Below are 20,667 nucleotides of genomic sequence, written 5' to 3' on the forward strand. Positions count from 1 at the left end.
CGCTAAATGAAATAAATTAGAAGCGCTCTGGAACGCGCTCCACTATCGGTGCTAGTTTCAGAATAAGCTGTAAGCGATCTCGAACAGCCAATTTTTTGAAAATAGCGCTAAGATGTGCTTTTACCGTACGTTCAGTAATATCGAGCTGACGCGCAACTTCTTTATTTGTCGCGCCACGCACGACAGCGAGTGCTACTCCCCGCTCACGATCAGTGAGACTCCCAAGCTCGGCGGTATTGAAAGTTTCACCACCTTCAGCCCGCTGCTGAAGCGCTTTGAAAGAACCACCCAGCACTTTCGCCAACAACTCTTGGCCAACCCACACACCTTGATTAGTCACCACAAGTGCTACTTGCTTAAGCACCTCCGGTGCAGCAAGGGTGTGAACATATCCTCGCGCCCCAAGATCGAGGGATCTCAACGCTTCTCGGTCATTCGGCGAATAACTGAGCACAACGACAATGGCTCCCTTAGCGGTTAGTGAACCAATAAGTTCTGACCACCCCTCAACCGTCGTAGACAACCACACCACATCATTAGGCTGTGCTTTACCAATAAAAACATCAGGTTTTGAAGTAACCATCTCGGGAAACGCTTTTTTCCAACGCGCTTTCAAGTTACCGTCGGTGGTAATAAACCAATGCTTCATCAGCGCTCCCCCATGGAATCACGCCAAGCTCTTAAAACAGGCTTGAGCATAAACTGCATCACAGTTCGTTTGCCCGTTACTATATCCACCTGCGCTGTCATGCCGGGAATTACTTGTAATCTATCGGCGACATTTTCGTTTTCTAAACTGCGCACGCGCACTTGGTAGAAAGTATTACCGTCATCATCAGTAATGGTATCGGCACTAATACGCTCTAGCTCAGCCTGTAAGCCACCATAAATGGCATAGTCGTAGGCCGTGAGTTTGATAGTGGCAGGCTGCCCTGGGTGCAAAAAGGCGATATCTTGCGGGGCGATGCGCGCTTCAACCAGCAACTGGTCGTCAGTAGGCACGATTTCAACAACTTCTTGCCCTGGCTGGGCCACACCGCCGATGGTATTAATGTGGATACGTTGAACGATACCGTCAACCGGCGAACGAATTTCGGTCAACCGAACGCGATCCTGCAGCCCTGTGCCCGATTGTTGTAATGCGTTCAAGTCGCCGAGCGTTTGCGCAAGGTCATTCCGCCACTCGCTCCGACGTTCTGCGCTTAGCTCCAGCAATTGCCCCTCGGCCTCTTCTACCGCGGCCTCTAATCGTGAAACGGCAGCATCCGCCTGGTTACGTTCCCCGGTGGCGCTGGATACGTCCCTTTGCAAGCGCAGGACTTCTACCTCAGAGACGGCCCCCGAAGCCAACAATGGGCGCGTCAAGTTGAGTTCCTGACTGGCCATATTGACCTCACGTTGAGCTGTATCACGGCGAGCTTGTGCCTCTCGCAGCTCTTCCCGACGCTGACGAATACGGTCATTAAGTACATTTTCCTGTTCGCGCAACTCTTCGCGGCGGCTCTCATAGACCTCGCGCTCCTGGGCCACAATATCCGGTACTTCTTGGCGGAGCTCTTCGGAGGGTTCAAACGCAGTCCCCGTCGCAAGCGCCCGCAGCCTTTCAGCGCGCGCTTGAAGCGCATAACGCTGAGCGCGGTTTTCGCGAAAATCAGACACGAAACGAGTGGGATCGATTTGCATCAACACTTGGCCTGCCTCAACAATCTGTCCTTCGCGAATAAAGATTTGCTCAATAACGCCACCGTCAAATGACTGAATACGCTGTAACTGGCTGGCGGGGATCACACGCCCCGCTCCACGGGTCACCTCATCGATAGAAGCGAAGTACGCCCACACTAAAAGCGCCACAACGGTCAGCAAAACGGTATACAGGAATAGCCGCGCACGAATGGGCTCTTGCTGCATACGCGCCCAGTCGGTATCGCTTGCCCAATCACGGCTTAAGTGGGCAGAAGAGACGCGCTTGGCAAACAGGCGATCCATAAAAGGGCGAAATGGCTTTTGGCCTTTTTCTGAGAAACGACCAATGGCATCAAAGCCTTTTTGCTCGGAGGTAGAAGAGGATTTGCGCGCCATTACGATGCCCTCCCGATCTGGCCTTTGCGCAATGCCTCGACCACAGTATCCCGCGGCCCATCAGCCACAACCTTGCCGGCATCCATGACGATAATTCGGTCGACCAGTGAGAGGAGCGAGGTGCGGTGCGTCACCACCAGAATCGTTTTTCCTGCAGCCACGTTGGTCAGGTTGGCTTTAAATGCCTCTTCGCTGGCGTTATCCATAGAGCTTGTTGGCTCATCCAACAGCAGGATAGGCGGATCCTGTACCAGCGCTCGGGCGATAGCGACGGACTGTTTTTGCCCACCGGAAAGCGCTTGACCTCGCTCACCCACTTGCAGATCCACACCATGGGGGTGGCTATTGACAAGGGACTCCAAACCCGCCAAACCAATGGCACGCAGCAACGCGTCGTCATCAACGCGGTCGCTACCGCCACCCGCGACAATATTGTCCCGCAGCGACCCTGAAAACAGGCTAACGTCCTGGGGAACATAGCCAATATGGCGGCGTAACTGCAGTGGATCTAACTGACGAATATCCACGTTATCAACCAACACCGCTCCCGACGTTGGCTGATAAAACCCCAGCACCAATTTATTTAATGAAGATTTACCGCAACCAATGCGGCCAAGCAGGGCTACTTTTTCACCGGCTTTGACCGTTATCGATACGTCTTTCAGCGCTTCACGCTCTTCATTGGGGTAGCGAAGCGTCACTTTCTCAAGACGAATATTGCCAATGAAGCTGGGCTTTTCTACATAGGCCTTGCCTTCATGGCGCTCTACCTTTTTGTCCATTACTGCGTTAAGTGACTCAAGCGCCGTTGAGGATTGATGGTATTGCGCCAGCAGCGCCGCTGCCTGACTGATAGGTGCCATCGCCCGTGAAGAGAGCATATAGGCGGCAATCAAACCGCCCTGAGTGAGATTACCTTCGATGATTTGATAAACACCGACAATGATGACGCATACCGCCACGCTGTGCTGCGCCCACTGGGCCACATTGGAGACAGAGGTGCTGACCATTTTTAACTGCGCACCGGTACGGGAAAGGAAGGCCGATGATTTTTCCCAGTGGCGCTGAATACGACTCTCCGCCCGCAGCGCTTTAACATTTTCTAATTGGGAAATCGACTCCACCAACAGCGAGTTGCGCTGGGCACCGACTTCCCAGGTTGTCTGGGAAAGTTCATGAAGCTTACCCTGAGCGGCCAAGGCGTAAAGCAGCACAAATACAATGCCCACCAATACCGGCAGCACTAGCCAGGGGCTGATCAGCGCGATAATCGCCGCAAACATCAGTACAAATGGAAGGTCGACAATCCCCAAAATAGTCGCAGAACCAATAAAGGCGCGTACCGACTCAAAGGATTGAAGTGTCGAGGTAAACGACCCGGTTGATGCGGGACGCTCTTCTAAACGCAAACCTAATGCTTTGGCCATGATTGAAGAAGAGAGCTTCACATCCGCCCGGCTAGCGGCCAAATCGACAAAGCTGCTGCGCATTAGCCTGAGCACTAAATCAAAGCACAGCACAATAAAGATGCCTATCGCGAGCACCCAGAGCGTTTCCGTTGCCTGATTGGGCACTACCCGGTCATAGACGTTAAGCACAAACAGCGGCATGGCGATGGCAAACACGTTAATGGCCACCGACCCGAGCACGATATCGCGATAGAGAGGTCTGTTTTCGCGAATAACGCCCCAAAACCAGTGCTGATCGCGACGCTTCTTGACCCCAGGTTCAGAGGCATTATCGGCGAGAAACTTAGGACGGACATAAATAGCTTCGCCGCTATAGCCCGCATACAGCTCTTCAAGAGGCAGTTCAACGTTTGATTCAGATAGCTCAGGAAAGATGACGTTTGCTTTTTGCTGCTTAAGATCAATCCCCAACAGCACACACGCCCTACCCGGCTCCAACAAGAGAATAGCGGGAAATAGTGCAGGGTTTAGTACCGACAGCTTGCTTTTAACAATCCGCGACGTCAGCCCGGCACGGGAAGCGGCCCTACCAAAGACGGAAGGCGTCAGCTTACCCTCCTCCAAGGGTAAGCCCGCTCTAAGAGCCTCTGATGACACCTCGTGCTGATGAAATGAGGCAACCGCTTTCAAACATTCGAGTAACTCATCGCCTAATGGCTGCTCGCCAGCATTTGCAGCGGTCGGCCTTTCCAGCTTGGTTTGTGTCACAAAGACCTCTTTCCCCTAATGCCTATGTAGGCATCTATTTCCCCTATGATTAGCGGAGGCCGCTAATCCATCGCCGCCAAACGACGAATAACGCTGTTTCTGTACAGAAAACTATTCAAACACATTATCCGTTAGTGACCAGCGCATCCTCGTGGCCCAATTGCAGATACTGGGAAATCATAGCTAGCTGCTCATTGTTGGCATAAGACGACGTTAGCGTATCAGAGTGAGTGGGTAACGAAGAAATACCGCGCGTAAAGTCTTCTAAATTAAAGCCACGAGGCCCTTCCGTTCCACAGGTCATCTCATTACTAAGCGTTATATCGTCGTAGCCAAGTTCGGCAAGGCTAGGAATATCATCGCGCACCACTTCAAGAGTGTGCATAAGTTGCCCCATTGCCGCTAGCGTGCGAGCTTGGGCCAAGGTTAAGTCAAACTCCGCATTTGCGTAGGCTCGGCTGGCCTCGAAATATTCGTTTTCACTGTCAAGCACGTCCAACAACGTTCGCTGGCCAATATCAAACTGCTGCTGATAAGCCCCGCGCACTCGGTTAATCGACTGACGATGCTCATTAAGGTAGCTCAGTTGCTCGCCCAAGCGCTGAGTATCGTTATAGGCAATTTGAGTAGTTTGACGAACGTTTGTACAAGCCGCCTCACGTTGATTGACGGCTTGTTCAATCCGCGTAGCCGCCGCATCAAAGGCGGCACTATCAGAACCACCGCGATAGAGGTTCATACTAGCAACCAGTTGAATACTGTGCTCATCACTACGTCCAGCTATCGAGTCGTCTTGATTATTGGTTCCCGTGCGTCCCTGTATATCAAGGCGGGGCATAAAGGCGGCCTTCGCAGCCCCTTGCTCAGCACGTTGCACAGCGATATTTTCAATCGCGGCATGGAAATCTGGGTTTCCCTCAAAGGCCATCTGGATAGCTTGATCAACATCAGCGGGCAGCTCTGCAGCCAAACTAGGTGCAGGCGACATATTCTGAGGAGGAAGTTCACCTACGATACGCTGATAGCGCGCCGTTACATCGTGTAGGTTCGACGCTTCAGTCATCAAGTTGGATTCAGCTAATGCCAAACGGCCGCTGATTTGCTCCAGGTCAACGCCACGCCCCGCTCCGGAAAGCGCACGCTCTTCAATTTGCGAGAACACCCGTTGGTGCTCGCGGTAATTATCTTGCGCTAAACGCACCATTTCGCGGTAGCGAAGCACATCAAGATAGGTGCGAAAAGCTTCAAGCGTCACCTCTTCACTGGCGCCCAGCAGCTCAAAATAGGCAATCAACCGAGTGCGATCCAAACGCTCTACTTCACTACGGGTGGCAAACCCATCAAACACCATTTGGGTGAGCGTTAGTTCCGCAAAATCACTGCCGTAGCTCCCACGACCATCGTTTTGCTGGTCTTGACGCCCCACACCCGCAGAGATATCAACCGATGGGAGGTAATTCCCCTTCGCGACTCTGACATCGCTACCAGAAGCGCTAAAGTTCGCCCAAGCAGCATTGACATCAGGATTGGAAATAATCGTTTGTTGAATAGTGCTGGGAAGATCAGTGTTGCCAGGCGCATAGAGGCTAGCGGGAAGAGACTGCGCCAATGCGGTAAGCGGAAGACAGGCTAACGAGGTCACTGTCAGCGGCTTAAAAACATGGTGACAGAAGATTTTTTGAGTTTCGATACGGCGTTTTTTTCCATCGTCAGCGTTCCCTTATAGTTTGTCATTCATCGCACGCAGCTCATTATTCGTGTGATTCATTGAGCAGCTATGCTAGGCGGTTGCATCAAGTATCTGCTCGCAAATCACTCATCACTCAGTGAGCCTACAACCCTGCGAGCGCCCAATTTCTGAAGTAAGCCAATGGTAGTTAAACCTTAATCAGCTGAGCTTAGCCTGATTTAGTTAATTTCCTACTCATTCTGAGGACATAAAACCAAATGTCACAAAAAATTACAATAAGAACATCAATAAAACACAAAAAAATTCAGTATTGTTCGTTTTTCTGGGTTTGTTGCAGCCCGAGTCCCAGCAGAATCAGCGCCAACCCGATCAACGTTGACGGCAAGATAGGCTCTCCAACGACCAGGGAAAGTAACAGCAATGAAACAGGCGGTGAGAGAAAGATCAGGTTTGAGACTTTGGCTGTGCGCGACACTTTATGCACCGCCAACTGCCAAAGAATAAACGCCACCCCCATCTCAAAGAGCCCCACATACACACCCGCACCCAAGGCTGGCCAACCATGCCATTGGAAACCAGGGCCAAGCAGTAATAACAGGGTCAGCACCGGCAGGCCCACGCTAAAATTTTGCCACTGGCCTACAAGGGGTGGGCGACTGTCGCGCGCGTTAAGCAGCCAATAAAGCGCCCATAGGAGTGTCGAAGCGAGCGCAAGCACGACCCCGAGCGGATCAGCGAAAGAGACATTAAAAACCGAGCCTCGTGTAGCGATGACCCATACGCCCGAATAGGCGACTAATCCAGCAATGATATCCATACGCGTTAAGCGCTGACCGAGCAAAGGCACGGCCAAAAACGCCATCGCTAAGGCCCAGGTGTAATTGAGTGCCATCGCCTCTTGTCCTGGGAGGCGGTCATAGGCGGCGAAGAGCACCAGATAATAGGCAACCGGGTTCATCAGCCCCGCCCACGCAGCTGTTTTCCAGCCGGTACGTAACGCTATAGCGGTATTGCCCTGCTTGATGACCAGCGCCCCCATCAACGCCCAGGAAACGAGTGCTGCGAGCCACATCAGCTCAACGGGACTCATCCAGGCGAGAGCTACTTTAAAAGCCGTCGCCACCGTCGACCATAATGCGACGGCTCCCAGCCCAAACAGGATGGCTTGTCGATCCTGATTCATCGGTCGATATGTCCCAAATCGCGACCTGGCTCCAACTGGTCGCGTACACGCTGCTTGAGAAGCTTGATATCAGGGAAACCGCCATCGCGCTTGCGCTCCCATAACAGCACCTCATCACACCAGATCTCGAACGTACCGCCATGGGAAGGGGCGAGCGCAACCTCGCTTAATCCTTCACCAAAAGTTGAAAGCAATTCCTGTGCATACCAACCACTGCGCAGTAGCCACTGGCACTGAGTACAATAACGGATTTGAATACGTGACATCCCTGACCTCCAAGGCAAGTTAATGTGGCATCCTAAGAAGATATTCTGTCATCTTGAGATGACTTGAGATAGGTCGTTTGAGATAGGTCAATTAAGAAGGAGCCCCGATGGCCGAACATGATGTTTCACAGTCTCGACTGTATGAGTGGCTGACGGGTGATGACGACAGCCGCATGTGCGACGACATACCTGAAAGCGCCTGCGACGAGCAACCGCACAATTTTTTTCTCCATGTATGGGCCTCTTTGGGCAATAAGTTGGCTGACGAACTGTCGAGCGCGCGTTTGGTTTTACCCTGGCTGATGGGCATTATTGGCGCTCCCGTATGGATGGTAGGCCTACTGGTTCCCATCCGAGAATCAGGCGCCCTGCTGCCACAAATTTTTGTGGCTGGGTTTATCCGTTTAAAGCCCAGGCGCAAATGGGTATGGGTCGCCGGTGCACTTACCCAAGCATGCGCTGCCTTAGCGCTTGCCGTATTAGCGTTATTCGCCAACGGTACCCTAGGGGGTGCGTTAGTGCTCGCAGCGCTCGTTCTGCTCTCACTGGCACGGGGGTTATCTTCAATTGCCACAAAAGATGTGCTGGGTAAAACCATTGCCAAGCGCCGCCGTGGCACGTTAATGGGCTGGAGCGGCAGTATTGCCGGTGGTGCTACGCTGGCCGCAGGGGCGGTGCTAATGCTGTTTGAGAGCCGCCCCGGCAATTTAGTCGTGGCAATACTACTGGTCATAGCCGCCAGCGGTTGGCTAATGAATGCCATCGCTGCCGCGCGCATTCAAGAAGCCGCCGGCGCGGTAGAGGGAGGAGAAAACGGCTGGGACAGCATTAAACTGGGGCTCTCGCTGCTGAAAGATGACCGTACTTTTTTACACTTTAATGTTTCGCGGGCACTCCTGCTTTCAAGTGCTCTTGCTCTTCCCTATATCGCTCTTCTCGGGCAGAACCAAAGCGGCACAGACCTGGGGGGGCTGGGCATACTGATTGTGGTGTCAGGGCTAGCCGCCATGGTGGCCAGCCCGGTATGGGGAAAACGCGCAGATCATTCAAGCCGGGGCGTGATGCGCGATGCAGCGATGGGCACCACTATTTGCTGCTTAGTGGCCGCCAGTCTGGCGTGGCTCCCCGGCGAATGGACACACAGCATCTGGCCCTATGCAACGATTTACGCCCTGCTCGTCATTGTCCACCACGGCGTGCGATTAGGGCGTAAAACCTATCTCGTCGATATGGCAAATCAAGATAATCGCGCCCTTTATGTTGCCCTATCAAACACCTTAACCGGCGTATTAATGCTGCTCGTAGGTGGTGTTATTGGCGCCTTTGCACAGTGGTTTGGTAGCGGCGTATTACTGCTCATTCTGGCAGCTACCGGCGCCGGAGCGATTCTAAGCGCGCATCAATTACCCGAAGTCGAGTAACATGCCGCTGGCAAGCAATATGAAACAAAAGGTTATTTTCAATAAGCACGTTGGCGTTAGGCTAGCGTTCACGATTGCAATACATGACAACGCTCGCCATGATAGGGCCAGATAGCAGTGATGCGTTGGCACATTTGCTATGCTACCTATAATAAGTGAACGGACATTCCGAGGTTCACAGGCGTAGAAACGGCTGTGAATCATGGAAAGGACTTGGAGCTGCAACAGGAACCACTTGATGAAACGATCCCCTTTGATCAGCCCGGAGCTGCTTGAACGTATTGTTGACGCATCGGAAGACGGCATCGTCGTTGCCGAACAGGAAGGGGATGAAAACATCCTCATCTATGTCAACAAAGGCTTTGAGCGCTTAACGGGCTACAGTGCGGATGAAATTTTGTATCGCGACTGCCGCTTCTTACAAAACGAAGACCGTGACCAGGAAGCGCTCGTCACTATTCGGGATGCGCTTAAAGATGGCCACCCTTCCCGAGAAGTACTGCGCAATTACCGCAAAGACGGCACCATGTTTTGGAACGAGCTGTCTATCACGCCTGTCTATGACGAAGCTGATGAGCTGATGTACTACATCGGCGTGCAAAAAGATGTGACGGAGCGCGTAGAGGCCCAACTCGCACTTGCAGAGTTACAAAAGCAGCGTAATCATTAACTTTCTCACTAAAAAAAACTATAAAGCTTGAACTTCATCCCAACTGGCGTTATATAGCGGCAAGGCGCTTGAACTGCGCTAGGCGCTTCACGTTACGTAGCATGTGTTTTTGAACTGCATGTGCACTAGTGTGAAGCCGTTGTTTCGCCGGCACGCCGGCTGGGTTGGAGGACATCACATGAGCCGTGACCCCCTAAGTCGTGAAACGTTTACTACCGATGCACTCGAATCAGACGAGTTTGAAAGCTTAGACGCCGTCAATGATGACCACTACGGCAAAAGCAAACCAAGCAAAGCGGACAGCTTACGTGCGCGACGCCAAGTTGAAGCATGGCTGGAAGAGCGCCGACTCCAGCGCGCCATTGAAGACGACTGGGACGAAGAAGAGTAAACCTTGAGTAGCACGGCCTTCTCAGCAATTGAGTGGGCCTGGCTTGCTATACGTTCCTAGCCTTTCCTGGCGTAGACCACTATCATCATCCCCCTGGTCAGTAATACGAGTCGGCAATAAGAGCCAGTAGTCTGCTGCTGTCGCTTTATTCTTTTCATCAACTTAACGGATCTCCATGGCGCAATACGTTTTCACCATGAACCGGGTCGGCAAAGTAGTGCCGCCCAAAAAGCAAATTCTCAAGGATATTTCGCTCTCGTTTTTCCCGGGCGCCAAAATTGGTGTGCTGGGGCTTAACGGTTCGGGTAAATCCACACTGCTGCGCATTATGGCCGGTGTCGATAAAGAGTTTGAAGGTGAAGCTCGTCCGATGCCCGGCATCAATGTTGGCTACCTTCCCCAGGAGCCGCAGCTTGACGACGAGAAAAACGTCCGCGACACCGTCGAAGAAGCGCTAGGAGAGATTAAACAGGCGCAGGAGAAGCTGGATGGGGTGTATGCAGCCTACGCTGAACCCGACGCTGACTTTGATGCGCTGGCCAGCGAGCAGGCACGGCTTGAGAATATTATCGAGGCCGCCGATGCGCACAACCTGGAGCGTAAGCTTGAAGTAGCTGCAGAAGCACTGCGCCTGCCACCCTGGGAGGCCAAGGTAGGTAATCTCTCGGGCGGTGAGCGACGTCGTGTCGCACTCTGCCGCTTGCTGCTTTCCAGCCCTGATATGCTGCTGCTTGACGAGCCTACCAACCACCTTGACGCAGAGTCGGTGGCGTGGTTGGAACGTTTCCTTCACGACTATAACGGTACCGTCGTGGCGATTACCCACGACCGCTACTTCCTGGATAACGTGGCAGGCTGGATTCTGGAGCTTGACCGTGGTCAGGGTATCCCGTTTGAAGGTAACTACTCTCAGTGGTTGGAGCAGAAAGATCAGCGCCTGAATCAAGAAGCCAAGCAGGAAGCCTCGCGCCAGAAAGCCATCAAGCAAGAGCTTGAGTGGGTGCGCAGTAACGCTAAGGGCCGCCAGGCAAAAAGCAAAGCGCGTCTTAACCGCTTTGAAGAGATGCAGTCAGGCGATTTCCAGAAGCGTAATGAGACCAATGAGATTTATATTCCGCCTGGCCCACGCCTGGGCGATAACGTCATTGAGTTTCGTGATGTGGCCAAGCGCTTCGATGACAAGCTGCTCTACCAGAACCTCTCCTTCACCATTCCCCAAGGTGCAATTGTCGGCATCGTCGGCGGTAACGGTGCGGGTAAATCGACCCTCTTCAAACTGATTACCGGCAAAGAGCAGCCGGATGAGGGCGAAGTCCTGGTTGGAGAAACGGTCGACATTGCCTACGTCGAGCAGTTGCGCGATGCTTTGGACAACAAGCAGACCGTTTGGGAAGCCGTTTCCGATGGCCAGGACATCCTTAACATTAATGGCTATGAAGTCTCTTCCCGCGCCTATGTTGGTCGCTTTAACTTTAAGGGTAATGACCAGCAGAAGCGCTTGTCGGAGCTTTCTGGCGGTGAACGCGGCCGTTTACAGCTTGCTCAAACGCTTAAGCAAGGCGCTAACGTTTTGCTACTCGATGAGCCCTCCAACGACCTGGATATCGAAACCCTGCGGGCACTCGAAGACGCTCTTCTGGCCTTCCCTGGCTGCGCCATGGTGATTTCTCATGATCGCTGGTTCCTTGACCGGATCGCCACGCATATTATGGCCTTTGAAGGTGACTCTGAAGTGGTCTTGTTTGAAGGCAACTACGCCGAGTACGAAGAGGATCATAGAAAACGGGTGGGTAACGATACACCTAAGCGCATGAAGTATAAGCGCATTGATGCCTAATCATTAGCATCGTGTTGGCAGCAAAAGGCCCCGCTCCGCGGGGCGCTTTTGGTTGGTAGTTGCATTGGCGTCAGCGTACCCCCCCCTAACCTCTGCGGCCTGTAAAAAGAGACACAAGAAATAAAATCACAAACAGCACAAACAAAATTTGCGCAATGGAGGAAGCCGCCCCGGCGATACCAGAAAAACCGACCGCGCCCGCGATAATCGCAATAATTAAAAATAGCACCGCATTACCTAGCATCGCCTTACTCCTCTCCTTGGCAACCACTTCCTTAAAACAGCGCATAGCCCATTTTTACGTCGTGAATCCGTATTAGAGATGATAGACGCTTTTAGTCATCGCCTTAGAGGCTAGACGCATCCCCCACTTCACCGGCGCCGGAAAACGAACGCCTCCTGCTTCTAAGGCAAGCTGGGCGTGGTGGGCTTCATCTACGGCCATCTGACGCAATATGGCGCGTGAACGGTTATCGCCACTGGGTAGCGACTGTTGGTGTGCAGCAAGTTGCTTGCCTGCCTGCTCTTCGGTCGCAGCGACCAAGCCCAGGCTAATGCGATCACTGACCGCCCCCGCGGCCGCCCCCACCCCAAAGGAGGCCACATAAAACAGCGGGTTTAGGCAGCTTGTTCGACTCTGCAACTGCTCCAGGCGATCATCGCACCAGGCGAGATGATCAATCTTCTCCAGTGCCGACTGCTCCATCTGGTGACGCGCATGGGGCAGTTTAGCGGTTACGCCCTGCCCTTGATAAAGCGCTTGAGCACACACTTCACGGGTATGATTGATACGCATTAAGCCCGCCGCATGACGGCGTTTTTGATCATCAAGCCCCACTTCAACGACGCCTTCGCCAGGGCTGATACGCTGGGGCGAGGCCGCATGGGGCATCAGCGTCCGTAAGGCGGTATCAAACTGATGTATCAGGCGATCTGAACGACTCTGTTGACGATCCATGGCAACACTCCGTTAAAACTTGCAATGGCTGCTTGCTGAGCTCAACCGGCAGGCCAGGTGAAGGCACGCCCACCCAATAAGTGCATATGAATATGGTAGACCGTTTGCCCGCCCATTTCGTTGCAGTTCATCACCACCCGGTAGCCATCTTCCGCAAAGCCCTGCTCGCGAGCAAGCTTGGCAGCGGTAAACTGAAGCCGCCCAATCAAGGCCAGATCGGCCTCATCGATATCATTGAGCGTGGCGATATGCTTTTTAGGAATGATTAGCTGATGAGTAGGTGCCTGCGGGCTAATATCATTGAAAGCCAGCACATGATCATCTTCATAAATGATATCCGCAGGGATATCACGGTTAATGATTTTGCAAAACAGACAATCCATACAACTCTCCATTGTTTACGTCTTGTCACTCAAGTGTGGAATTATCTCTTCAAGCAATGATAGCGTTGACGGGGAGACAGCAACCCAACGCCCTTCATCAGCGGAAGCGCCTCTGCGCAAGAAGATGCCTGACCAAGGGGGCAAGTATTAACTCCATCGCCAACGACATCCGCGCACCCGGCACCACAAGTGTGTGCGGTCGGGTCATAAACGAATCCCTAATCATTGCCAATAGCCAAGGGAAATCGACGGTGGAGGGATCCCGAAAGCGGATAACCACGAATGACTCTGCATCGGTGGGAATATCCTGCACCTCAAAAGGGTTGGAGGTATCGACGGTCGGCACACGTTGAAAATTGATGTGAGTACGCGAAAACTGCGGCTGGATATAGCGCACATAGTCATCCATCCGCCCCAGGATAGTGTCAATGACCGCTTCTTGTGAGTAGCCACGCAGCTTGGTGTCACGGTCGATCTTTTGAATCCACTCAAGATTCATGGTCGGCGCCACGCCTACCAACAGATCCACATGGCGCGCAATGTCATACTCCTCAGTGACCAGCCCACCATGCAAGCCTTCATAAAACAGCAGGTCGGTACCACAGGGCAGCGACTGCCACTCTGTGAAAGTACCGACCCGACAGCCTGCCTCAATTTTCTGCTTATCTTCAGCGTGGATATAGTGCCGAAAAGTGCCCGAACCATGCTCACCGTACTCACTGAACAGCCCTTCAAGGCGATCCAGCAAATTCGCCTCTACGGCAAAATGCGAAAGCTCATCTTTGCGCTCCGGCTCCTCCCGGAAGATGCGATGCAGATCATCGCGTGTATAGCGATGAAAGGCATCGCCATCGACCATCGCTGCATGCACATCTTCGCGCAAAAACATGCGCTCAAAACTGCGCCGAACGGTGGTGGTACCCGCCCCTGAGGAGCCGGTTACCGCAATAATCGGATACTCCCGAGACATCAGCCACACCTCGCGCGGGAAAGCGCTTGTTTCACCTGCTCAGGCACGTCGACAGGACGCCCGCTAGCAAGATCAATCAGAAGCTGATTGATTCGCGCGGTGGCGACCACCTGCTGAGAATCCAACTGATAAATACGCTGATAGATCGTCAATGATTTACCCTGCGGCTCAGGTACAGCGGTAGCAATCGTTAACGCATCAGGCCAGCGCGCTTCGCTTTGATACTGAACGGCGAGATCAGCGACTACCGAAGGGTAGCCGTGCATATCCCACTCAGGCAGATCCAGTGCCGCGAAAGCTTGAATACGCGCCTCGTGGAGCAGCGACACCAACGCATCATGCCCCAAGTGGCGGCCGTAGTTCATATCGGTTACTCGCACCGTCATAGGGTGACGATGAATAACCGCCTCAGCGGGAAAGTCCAGCTTGACACGCTCCATGCCTGTTTCCTCGTCAGTGAATTAGGAAACCACTGATTAATCGGGGTATCCGTTCAGTATTTGCTTAGCGTAAGGCTTATTTACTCCTCGCGGGCAATCGCCCGGAAGGCGATATCACGGCGATACTCGACGCCATCCCACTGAATGGCACTAACGCCCTGGTACGCTTGCTGTTGCGCTGCTGAGACACTATCACCCAATGCTGTCACACATAGCACGCGACCACCTGATGTGGTGACCTCACCTTTGGCATTTTGCACCGTACCCGCGTGAAACACTTTGCAGCCCGTTGCTTCCGCCGCGGCTAGACCGTGAATCACATCACCCTTGCGGTAACTACCGGGATACCCACCGGCTGCCAGTACCACCCCTACAGCCGCACGGTCGTCCCATTCGCAATGTAATCCAGCCAACTTACCTTCAGCACCCGCTAAACAGAGCTCAGCAAAATCAGAGGTTAAACGGAGCATGATCGGCTGGGTTTCAGGGTCGCCAAAGCGGCAGTTATACTCAATCACCTTGGGGTTCCCCGCTGCATCGATCATCAGGCCTGCATATAAGAACCCGGTATACGCATTGCCCTCTTCGGCCATACCGCGCACGGTAGGCAGAATGACCTGCTCCATGATGCGGGCGTCAACCTCGGGCGTTACCACCGGCGCTGGCGAATAGGCACCCATACCGCCGGTATTGGGGCCGGTATCACCATCGTAGGCGCGCTTGTGGTCTTGGCTGGTGGCCATGGGGACGACATTCTCTCCATCCACCATGACAATAAAGCTCGCCTCTTCGCCTTCCAAAAACTCTTCAATGACGACACGGGCGCCCGCATCGCCAAAGGCGTTGGCTTCCAGCATATCGCGAATAGCTGCCTCAGCTTCGGCCTCACTGAGCGCTACGATGACACCTTTGCCCGCCGCCAGACCATCCGCTTTAATCACAATCGGCGCGCCCATTTTGCTTAAGCAATCAAGCGCAGGGTCTACTTCAGTAAACGTTTGGTAGTCAGCTGAAGGAATATTGTGGCGGGCCAAAAAGTCCTTGGTAAAAGATTTTGAACCTTCCAACTGAGCGGCCGCCTGAGTAGGGCCAAAGATAGTCAGACCCGCCGCCTGAAAACGATCCACGATGCCTTCCACCAAAGGGGCCTCCGGGCCCACCACGGTCAAGCCAATCTGCTCATCACGGGCAAAAGCGACCAGACCGTCGAGATCCGTTGCGGCAATCGCTACATTGGCCAGCTTGGCTTCCGTCGCGGTGCCCGCGTTGCCAGGTGCAACAAAGACCTGCTCAACCTGGGTAGATTGCGCCAATTTCCAAGCCAGGGCGTGCTCGCGACCACCGCCGCCTATCATCAAAACCTTCATGTGCATCCTTCTCAAACGGGAGAGCGTATATCGGCGGCATTATGCCACAGCGCAGCACCAAGTGGGGTCAGGAGGAGGGTTTGTTATCCTTGTTGGCATCGCTGCTATCGCTCTCATGCTGCTCAGCATCACCCGGCTCATCGATCTGCCCTGGCTGATTCAAGGTTTTTGCCAAAAACGCATGTTCTCTTCAGCGAGCTCACGCATAAATTCAAGCGGCGTATTACGCATAGCCTGCTTCCACTGGCTCTGCAGACGCTTCTGCTGCTCCAGCATCAGTTGCGTACCTTGCTCGAGATAACGCGACAGCGGCAGCGGTGACGTCATATCGTACACACGGATTAGCTGCGCCAGCAGATCGTTTGAAAATACTTCCGCTTCGCTATCGGCTTGTTCCTGCTCAATAATGATAGAGAGCAGAATAGTGCGCGTCAGGTCTTCTCCGCTTTTGGCATCCTCCACCCTGAACGGCTCTTCTTCGATGATTAAACGGCGCAGGTCTTCCAGCGTTACATAACGGCTCTGCTGAGTATCGTACAACCTGCGGTTGGCATATTTGCGAATTACGCGCACGGCGCATCTCCTTAAACGCGATAGGGGCTTTTATTCCCGTTACTGGTATTGTGCCTGCACCACGCGCCTATGCAAGCCACCTTAATCGTTTAGATAGCCGCACTGCGCTAATTCTTGACCAATAGACCACTATTATGAATTTGATTCTGCTCAATCCCAACGATCTTACCGACGATGGCCACGTCTGTATCACCGACCCACGCCGCCTGACACACCTTCGCGATGTTCATCGTTCGTCACCCGGCGACCTGCTCACCGTCGGAGTTCAAGGCGGCAACATGGGTAAAGCGCTGCTAAAAGAGCTCACCACTGAGCGGGCGTATTTCCAAGTGGAGAGCCTCAACGAGCCACCGCCAGCGCCATTACCCGTGCATCTGGTCTTGGCCCTGCCCCGCCCGCGTATGTTGGCGCGTACCTTGGAGCATGTGACGGCACTTGGCGTTAAAGAGATCACCCTGCTACATACTAAACGGGTCGAGAAGAGCTACTGGCAATCCCCAGAGCTACGCCCTGATAAAATTCACCAGCATTTGGTACTTGGCTTAGAGCAAGCGCGTGATACGCAGCTACCCTCGGTAATCCTAAGCAAAGGCTTCCGCCCTTTTTGCAACAGCAACTACCTGCTTTGCTAAGCCAACGCCGCGGATTGGTGGCGCATCCTGGCATGGCCAACGCCTGCCCAAGAGGCATCGGTGACCCTACCCTACTACTGGTAGGCCCTGAGGGCGGTTTTATCGCTTGGGAGGTAGAGCAATTGCTGCTGGCAGGCTGCGAGGGAATGCACCTTGGCCCGCGTATTTTACGGGTTGAAACAGCCGTCACTGCGCTTCTGTCACGGCTGTTCTAAGCCTTATTTTAGTGCATCAGGCCGAGAGCATCAGGACTGATCATCTGCCGGGTCGTGGGGTACAACATCAGCGTTTTCCCCGCACTCGGGCTCTTGCAAAAAGGTTTCACGCACATCCAGTAGGCCAAGGTGGCTGATGGTTCGGCGCCCAAGCAGCAGCGGATAGTTCATCTCTTCACGGTCGCGTAGGCTAAACTGCTCTTCGTAAATGGTGTCCCCCATACACACTTCCAGCAGCACCACAGGGCGTTCGTCACGGCCGCCTGCGCCACGCACGGATAGTTCCCGATAGAGCGGGCGCTCGATCTGATCGCTAAACACTTCACCACTTGCCTGATCTTCAAGCTTCAACCGAAAGCGAACCCACTCCTCGTCATCCTGCTCGAACATCTCTATATCGCGGGCGTCTAACGAGGAGGTTAATGCTCCGCTATCCAGCTTGGCTTTTACTTCAATATCCCAGGGCTGCAGGGTAGCTTTTTCAACCCAGCCGAATACCTGGTCATCATTCGCCATCGTCGTGGAGGCAGACAGAAAGGCTCCTAGTACCACACTGCTAACAAATATTTTACCCATCAATTGCATAACATCATCCTTGTAAAGTAAAAGCATCCGATAAACGCGACTTACTGCGAACGCTGACGTAGCTGTTCAAGCAGCTCCTGGGTCGCAAACCCATCCGGTATTACCCCTTGATCACGCTGAAAGTTCCGCAACCCTTGCCGCGTGTTGGGCCCCATAACGCCGTCAGCGCCACCCACTGAGTAGCCTGCACGGTTTAATGCGCGCTGAAGTTCTTGAACATCGTCACGGGTCAGCGGCGCTTGCTCCCGCGGCCAGCTGTGCTGAATGCCCTCGCGTCCAGCGATCGCATCGCCTAACGTTGCGACGGCCAGTGCGTAACTGGTGGCATTGTTATAGCGTAAGATCGCACGGAAATTGGCACCTACCAAAAAGGCGGGGCCATCCGCGCCAGCGGGTATCACAATGGCTGCACTATCAAAGTTCGGCAATTCACCCTGCTGCGCCCGCACACCTTGACTGCGCCACTCATCGCTGCTGCGCCGCTCGGTCTGGGCGTAATCAAACCCTTCAGGCAGTCTTACCTCAACCCCCCAGGGCTGGTTAGCCTGCCATCCAGCTCGGTCAAGATAGTTGGCCGTTGAGGCCATGACATCGGGAATGCTGCCCCAAATATCGCGTCGACCATCGCCATCGCCATCTACCGCGTAGGCTTCGAAGCTGCTGGGAATAAACTGAGTATGGCCCATGGCCCCGGCCCAGGAGCCTTTCATTTCATCAGCGGCAATATCCCCTTGATCAATAATCCGCAACGCTGCGAGCAATTCACCGCGGGCAAAGTCACGGCGCCGACCATCGTAAGCTAGCGTGGCGAGTGACTCCAGGGTCGAAAAATCGCCAAAATTACTGCCGTAATTGCTCTCAATGCCCCAAATGGCGACAATGATTTCGGCTGGCACTCCATAGCGCTGCTGCATTTGCTGTGCCGTTTCGCGGTGTTCGGCCAGCTTTTCTAACCCGTTATTAATACGCGTGGATGAAACGGCGGTATCCAAATATTCCCAAATAGGGCGGACAAATTCCGGCTGGTAACCGTCAAGTTCAACCACCCGTTCACGATAGCGAACGCTATCCAGCGCGTTACTTAGGGTCGCCTCACTGATTCCCTGTTCCGCAGCATACTGGCGAAAATCGCGCAGCCACTGCTGGAAATTAGCGTAGCTCACCTCCGTGGCCGTCTGAGTATCGACTTCAGACATCAGTTGAGGATTAGCAAGCGCTACACTTGCTGCAAACGGCGTGCTTAACACGGCCATTAATGAGGCACACAGCAACGGGCTACAACGCAGCCCAATAAAGAAATGACGAGGCATTATTTCGATCCTTAGGCAGTCCTTGGCATACCAGGGATGATGGCCTAGAAAAGAGCCAGATACCAGCCTTCACGGCGGCTCAAAAGTAATGATTGCTTGCTCTTCTAAACCGCCTGCCTCACCACTAGCAATCAACCACCGCTCCCACTGCTCGGGCACAACGCAAGGAGGCTCAAACACTGAGGGGGCTGCACGCCACGGCTGTTGGCGCGCTAAACCGTGGGGCAGCTTTTCAAGCGGCTTCAGCCAATGAGCCACATAAAGCCCCTGGGGATCATAATGCCCCGCCTGCTTCAACACGTTAAAGTAGCGATCCTGGCGTGGATCGCGCCCAACGCCGGCAATATAGCGCCAGTTGCCCCAGTTACTGGCCACGTCATAATCAATCAGGCAGTGCTCAAACCATAACGCTCCCAAACGCCAATCGACCTTTAAGTCTTTAACCAAAAAGCTGGCTACATTTTGGCGGGCGCGATTGGATAGCCAGCCAGTGTGGCTAAGTTCCAGCATGGCGGCATCTACAAAGGGCAGCCCTGTGGTGCCGCTACGCCAGGCATCGAAGGCGGCACAAGGCCTATCAGTTTGATGGGAGCCAAACATCGTCTCTCCTTCCAACTGAGCGGCACGGATAAAATACTCCCGCCAGAGTAGTTCGAAAGTAATCCAGTAGCTCGATTCGTTACTCCCATTTTCAGCCTCCCACGCCTTCACCGCATCATAGACTTGACGGGCAGACAGGCAGCCACGCGCCAACCAGGGTGAAACTCGGGTTGAAAAATTTGCTCCCAGCAGCCCATTACGGGTTTTCTTATACGTTTCACCGCCCTTTTGACACCACAAGTAATCTTTCAGGCGCTCATGCGCTGATGACTCTCCCCCTCTATAGGCGTAACTTTGACGAGCATCGGGATGCCAGGTAGCGCTCTGCTCACAGACGGCTTTGAGTGGTGGAAATCCCCTTGGCGCCTCGGGCCAGGGGGGCAGTGTGACAGGGGCGCAGCCACTGGCAGGTACGGTGCATTCTCTCTCCACACTGCGCCTAAAGGAAGAAAAGCTCGCCGGCAACGCTTCAAGCCCGAAAGGCAATGACGACTGGTCGATGAGGCGTCCACTCTCAAGACAGTCAAATGCTGTTTGACTAGGCAAGCCTTCCTTAACCGCCCGAATATGAGCGGTTTCCTCAACCCCTGCATGCTCAGCAACTCGGACTTGCCGTGCGTTAAGTGTAGAAGCCAGTTCAATCACTACGTCACTGGGTTTGCCAATACGAACCAGCAGGTCACTGCCGCGCTGCAGAAGCTCCCCACGCAACTCCATTAAACTTTGCCACAAAAAACGCAATCGAGCAGGCCCGATACGCGGTGTCGATTCGCCGTCAAATAAAGGAGAGAACCACTGCTCGTCCAATACGTAGAGGCACAGCAGGTAACAAGGGGGGGCGGTGAAGTGAAAAAGAGGGTTATCAGCAATGCGCAAGTCGTCCCGCAACCAGACAATATCAATCGTGCTGTTCATGCTTG

At 53.6% G+C, this 20,667-nt stretch carries 19 protein-coding genes and 2 pseudogenes; 5 read left to right on the plus strand and 16 right to left on the minus strand.

What is annotated here, in order from left to right; translation table 11 throughout:
- Positions 1–16 precede the first annotated feature (16 nt).
- The 6 genes from OM794_RS14245 to OM794_RS14270 all read right to left on the minus strand — a co-directional run bounded on the left by OM794_RS14245 (position 17) and on the right by OM794_RS14270 (position 7,395).
- The gene (locus OM794_RS14245; RefSeq protein WP_226251376.1) at positions 17–649 is read right to left on the minus strand and encodes a response regulator transcription factor; all 633 of its coding nucleotides are present in this window, start codon (positions 647–649) and stop codon (positions 17–19) included.
- Positions 649–2,079, minus strand: a complete 1,431-nt coding sequence (locus tag OM794_RS14250; RefSeq protein WP_226251377.1) for an HlyD family type I secretion periplasmic adaptor subunit — start codon at positions 2,077–2,079, stop codon at positions 649–651. The genes OM794_RS14245 and OM794_RS14250 overlap by 1 nt, the downstream gene beginning before the upstream one ends.
- Entirely contained in the window at positions 2,079–4,256 is a 2,178-nt protein-coding gene (locus tag OM794_RS14255) for a type I secretion system permease/ATPase (protein WP_226251378.1), read from the minus strand. Before OM794_RS14255 ends, OM794_RS14250 begins: the two co-directional genes overlap by 1 nt.
- Before the next feature lie 124 nt (positions 4,257–4,380).
- Positions 4,381–5,898 carry a TolC family outer membrane protein gene (locus OM794_RS14260; protein WP_265153818.1) on the minus strand — a complete coding sequence of 506 codons (1,518 nt, stop codon included), beginning with the start codon at positions 5,896–5,898 and terminating at the stop codon, positions 4,381–4,383.
- 352 nt (positions 5,899–6,250) lie between these two features.
- A complete protein-coding gene (locus OM794_RS14265) occupies positions 6,251–7,129 on the minus strand; it encodes a DMT family transporter (RefSeq protein WP_226251380.1) in 879 nt (292 codons plus the stop codon).
- Entirely contained in the window at positions 7,126–7,395 is a 270-nt protein-coding gene (locus tag OM794_RS14270; RefSeq protein ID WP_226251381.1) for a SelT/SelW/SelH family protein, read from the minus strand. The genes OM794_RS14265 and OM794_RS14270 overlap by 4 nt, the downstream gene beginning before the upstream one ends.
- Positions 7,396–7,502: 107 nt before the next feature.
- Here OM794_RS14270 and OM794_RS14275 point away from each other — a divergent pair, with 107 nt between their 5' ends.
- From OM794_RS14275 to ettA, 4 genes are all read left to right on the plus strand, one after another.
- Positions 7,503–8,816, plus strand: coding sequence for an MFS transporter (locus tag OM794_RS14275; RefSeq protein WP_226251382.1), 1,314 nt, complete (start codon positions 7,503–7,505; stop codon positions 8,814–8,816).
- Positions 8,817–9,054: 238 nt separating this feature from the next.
- The gene (locus OM794_RS14280; protein ID WP_226251383.1) at positions 9,055–9,486 is read left to right on the plus strand and encodes a PAS domain S-box protein; all 432 of its coding nucleotides are present in this window, start codon (positions 9,055–9,057) and stop codon (positions 9,484–9,486) included.
- A 178-nt stretch (positions 9,487–9,664) separates the two neighbouring features.
- Positions 9,665–9,877, plus strand: a complete 213-nt coding sequence (locus OM794_RS14285) for a PA3496 family putative envelope integrity protein (RefSeq protein ID WP_064234679.1) — start codon at positions 9,665–9,667, stop codon at positions 9,875–9,877.
- Between the two features lie 175 nt (positions 9,878–10,052).
- Positions 10,053–11,714: an energy-dependent translational throttle protein EttA gene (gene ettA / locus OM794_RS14290; RefSeq protein WP_226251384.1), complete on the plus strand. Its 1,662-nt coding sequence runs from the start codon at positions 10,053–10,055 to the stop codon at positions 11,712–11,714.
- 85 nt (positions 11,715–11,799) lie between these two features.
- Here ettA and OM794_RS14295 read toward each other — a convergent pair whose 3' ends face one another.
- The 7 genes and pseudogenes from OM794_RS14295 to phaR form a co-directional block, all read right to left on the minus strand.
- Complete coding sequence (locus OM794_RS14295) at positions 11,800–11,958, minus strand: DUF1328 domain-containing protein (RefSeq protein ID WP_226251385.1); 159 nt, start codon at positions 11,956–11,958, stop codon at positions 11,800–11,802.
- A gap of 72 nt (positions 11,959–12,030) precedes the next feature.
- Positions 12,031–12,672 carry a 2-polyprenyl-3-methyl-6-methoxy-1,4-benzoquinone monooxygenase gene (coq7, locus tag OM794_RS14300; RefSeq protein ID WP_226251386.1) on the minus strand — a complete coding sequence of 214 codons (642 nt, stop codon included), beginning with the start codon at positions 12,670–12,672 and terminating at the stop codon, positions 12,031–12,033.
- 41 nt (positions 12,673–12,713) lie between these two features.
- Positions 12,714–13,055 (minus strand): histidine triad nucleotide-binding protein, encoded by a 342-nt coding sequence (locus OM794_RS14305; protein ID WP_226251387.1) that lies wholly within the window; start codon positions 13,053–13,055, stop codon positions 12,714–12,716.
- A gap of 97 nt (positions 13,056–13,152) precedes the next feature.
- Positions 13,153–14,025, minus strand: coding sequence for a phosphoribulokinase (locus OM794_RS14310; protein ID WP_088699098.1), 873 nt, complete (start codon positions 14,023–14,025; stop codon positions 13,153–13,155).
- Positions 14,025–14,465, minus strand: coding sequence for an acyl-CoA thioesterase (locus tag OM794_RS14315; protein WP_226251388.1), 441 nt, complete (start codon positions 14,463–14,465; stop codon positions 14,025–14,027). The genes OM794_RS14310 and OM794_RS14315 overlap by 1 nt, the downstream gene beginning before the upstream one ends.
- 80 nt (positions 14,466–14,545) lie before the next feature.
- A complete protein-coding gene (gene purD, locus OM794_RS14320) occupies positions 14,546–15,832 on the minus strand; it encodes a phosphoribosylamine--glycine ligase (protein ID WP_226251389.1) in 1,287 nt (428 codons plus the stop codon).
- Between the two features lie 67 nt (positions 15,833–15,899).
- Positions 15,900–16,405, minus strand: a pseudogene (phaR, locus tag OM794_RS14325) (polyhydroxyalkanoate synthesis repressor PhaR).
- Positions 16,406–16,539: 134 nt separating this feature from the next.
- Here phaR and OM794_RS14330 point away from each other — a divergent pair.
- Positions 16,540–17,252 (plus strand): annotated as a pseudogene (locus tag OM794_RS14330) (16S rRNA (uracil(1498)-N(3))-methyltransferase).
- Positions 17,253–17,282: 30 nt separating this feature from the next.
- Here OM794_RS14330 and OM794_RS14335 read toward each other — a convergent pair.
- The 3 genes from OM794_RS14335 to OM794_RS14345 form a co-directional block, all read right to left on the minus strand.
- A complete protein-coding gene (locus OM794_RS14335; RefSeq protein WP_226251392.1) occupies positions 17,283–17,837 on the minus strand; it encodes an ATP-dependent zinc protease in 555 nt (184 codons plus the stop codon).
- A 41-nt stretch (positions 17,838–17,878) separates the two neighbouring features.
- The gene (locus OM794_RS14340) at positions 17,879–19,147 is read right to left on the minus strand and encodes a lytic murein transglycosylase (RefSeq protein WP_226251393.1); all 1,269 of its coding nucleotides are present in this window, start codon (positions 19,145–19,147) and stop codon (positions 17,879–17,881) included.
- Between the two features lie 69 nt (positions 19,148–19,216).
- Positions 19,217–20,662 carry a DASH family cryptochrome gene (locus OM794_RS14345; RefSeq protein WP_226251394.1) on the minus strand — a complete coding sequence of 482 codons (1,446 nt, stop codon included), beginning with the start codon at positions 20,660–20,662 and terminating at the stop codon, positions 19,217–19,219.
- Positions 20,663–20,667: the final 5 nt, after the last annotated feature.

The organism is Halomonas sp. BDJS001 (assembly GCF_026104355.1).
GTDB lineage: Bacteria > Pseudomonadota > Gammaproteobacteria > Pseudomonadales > Halomonadaceae > Vreelandella.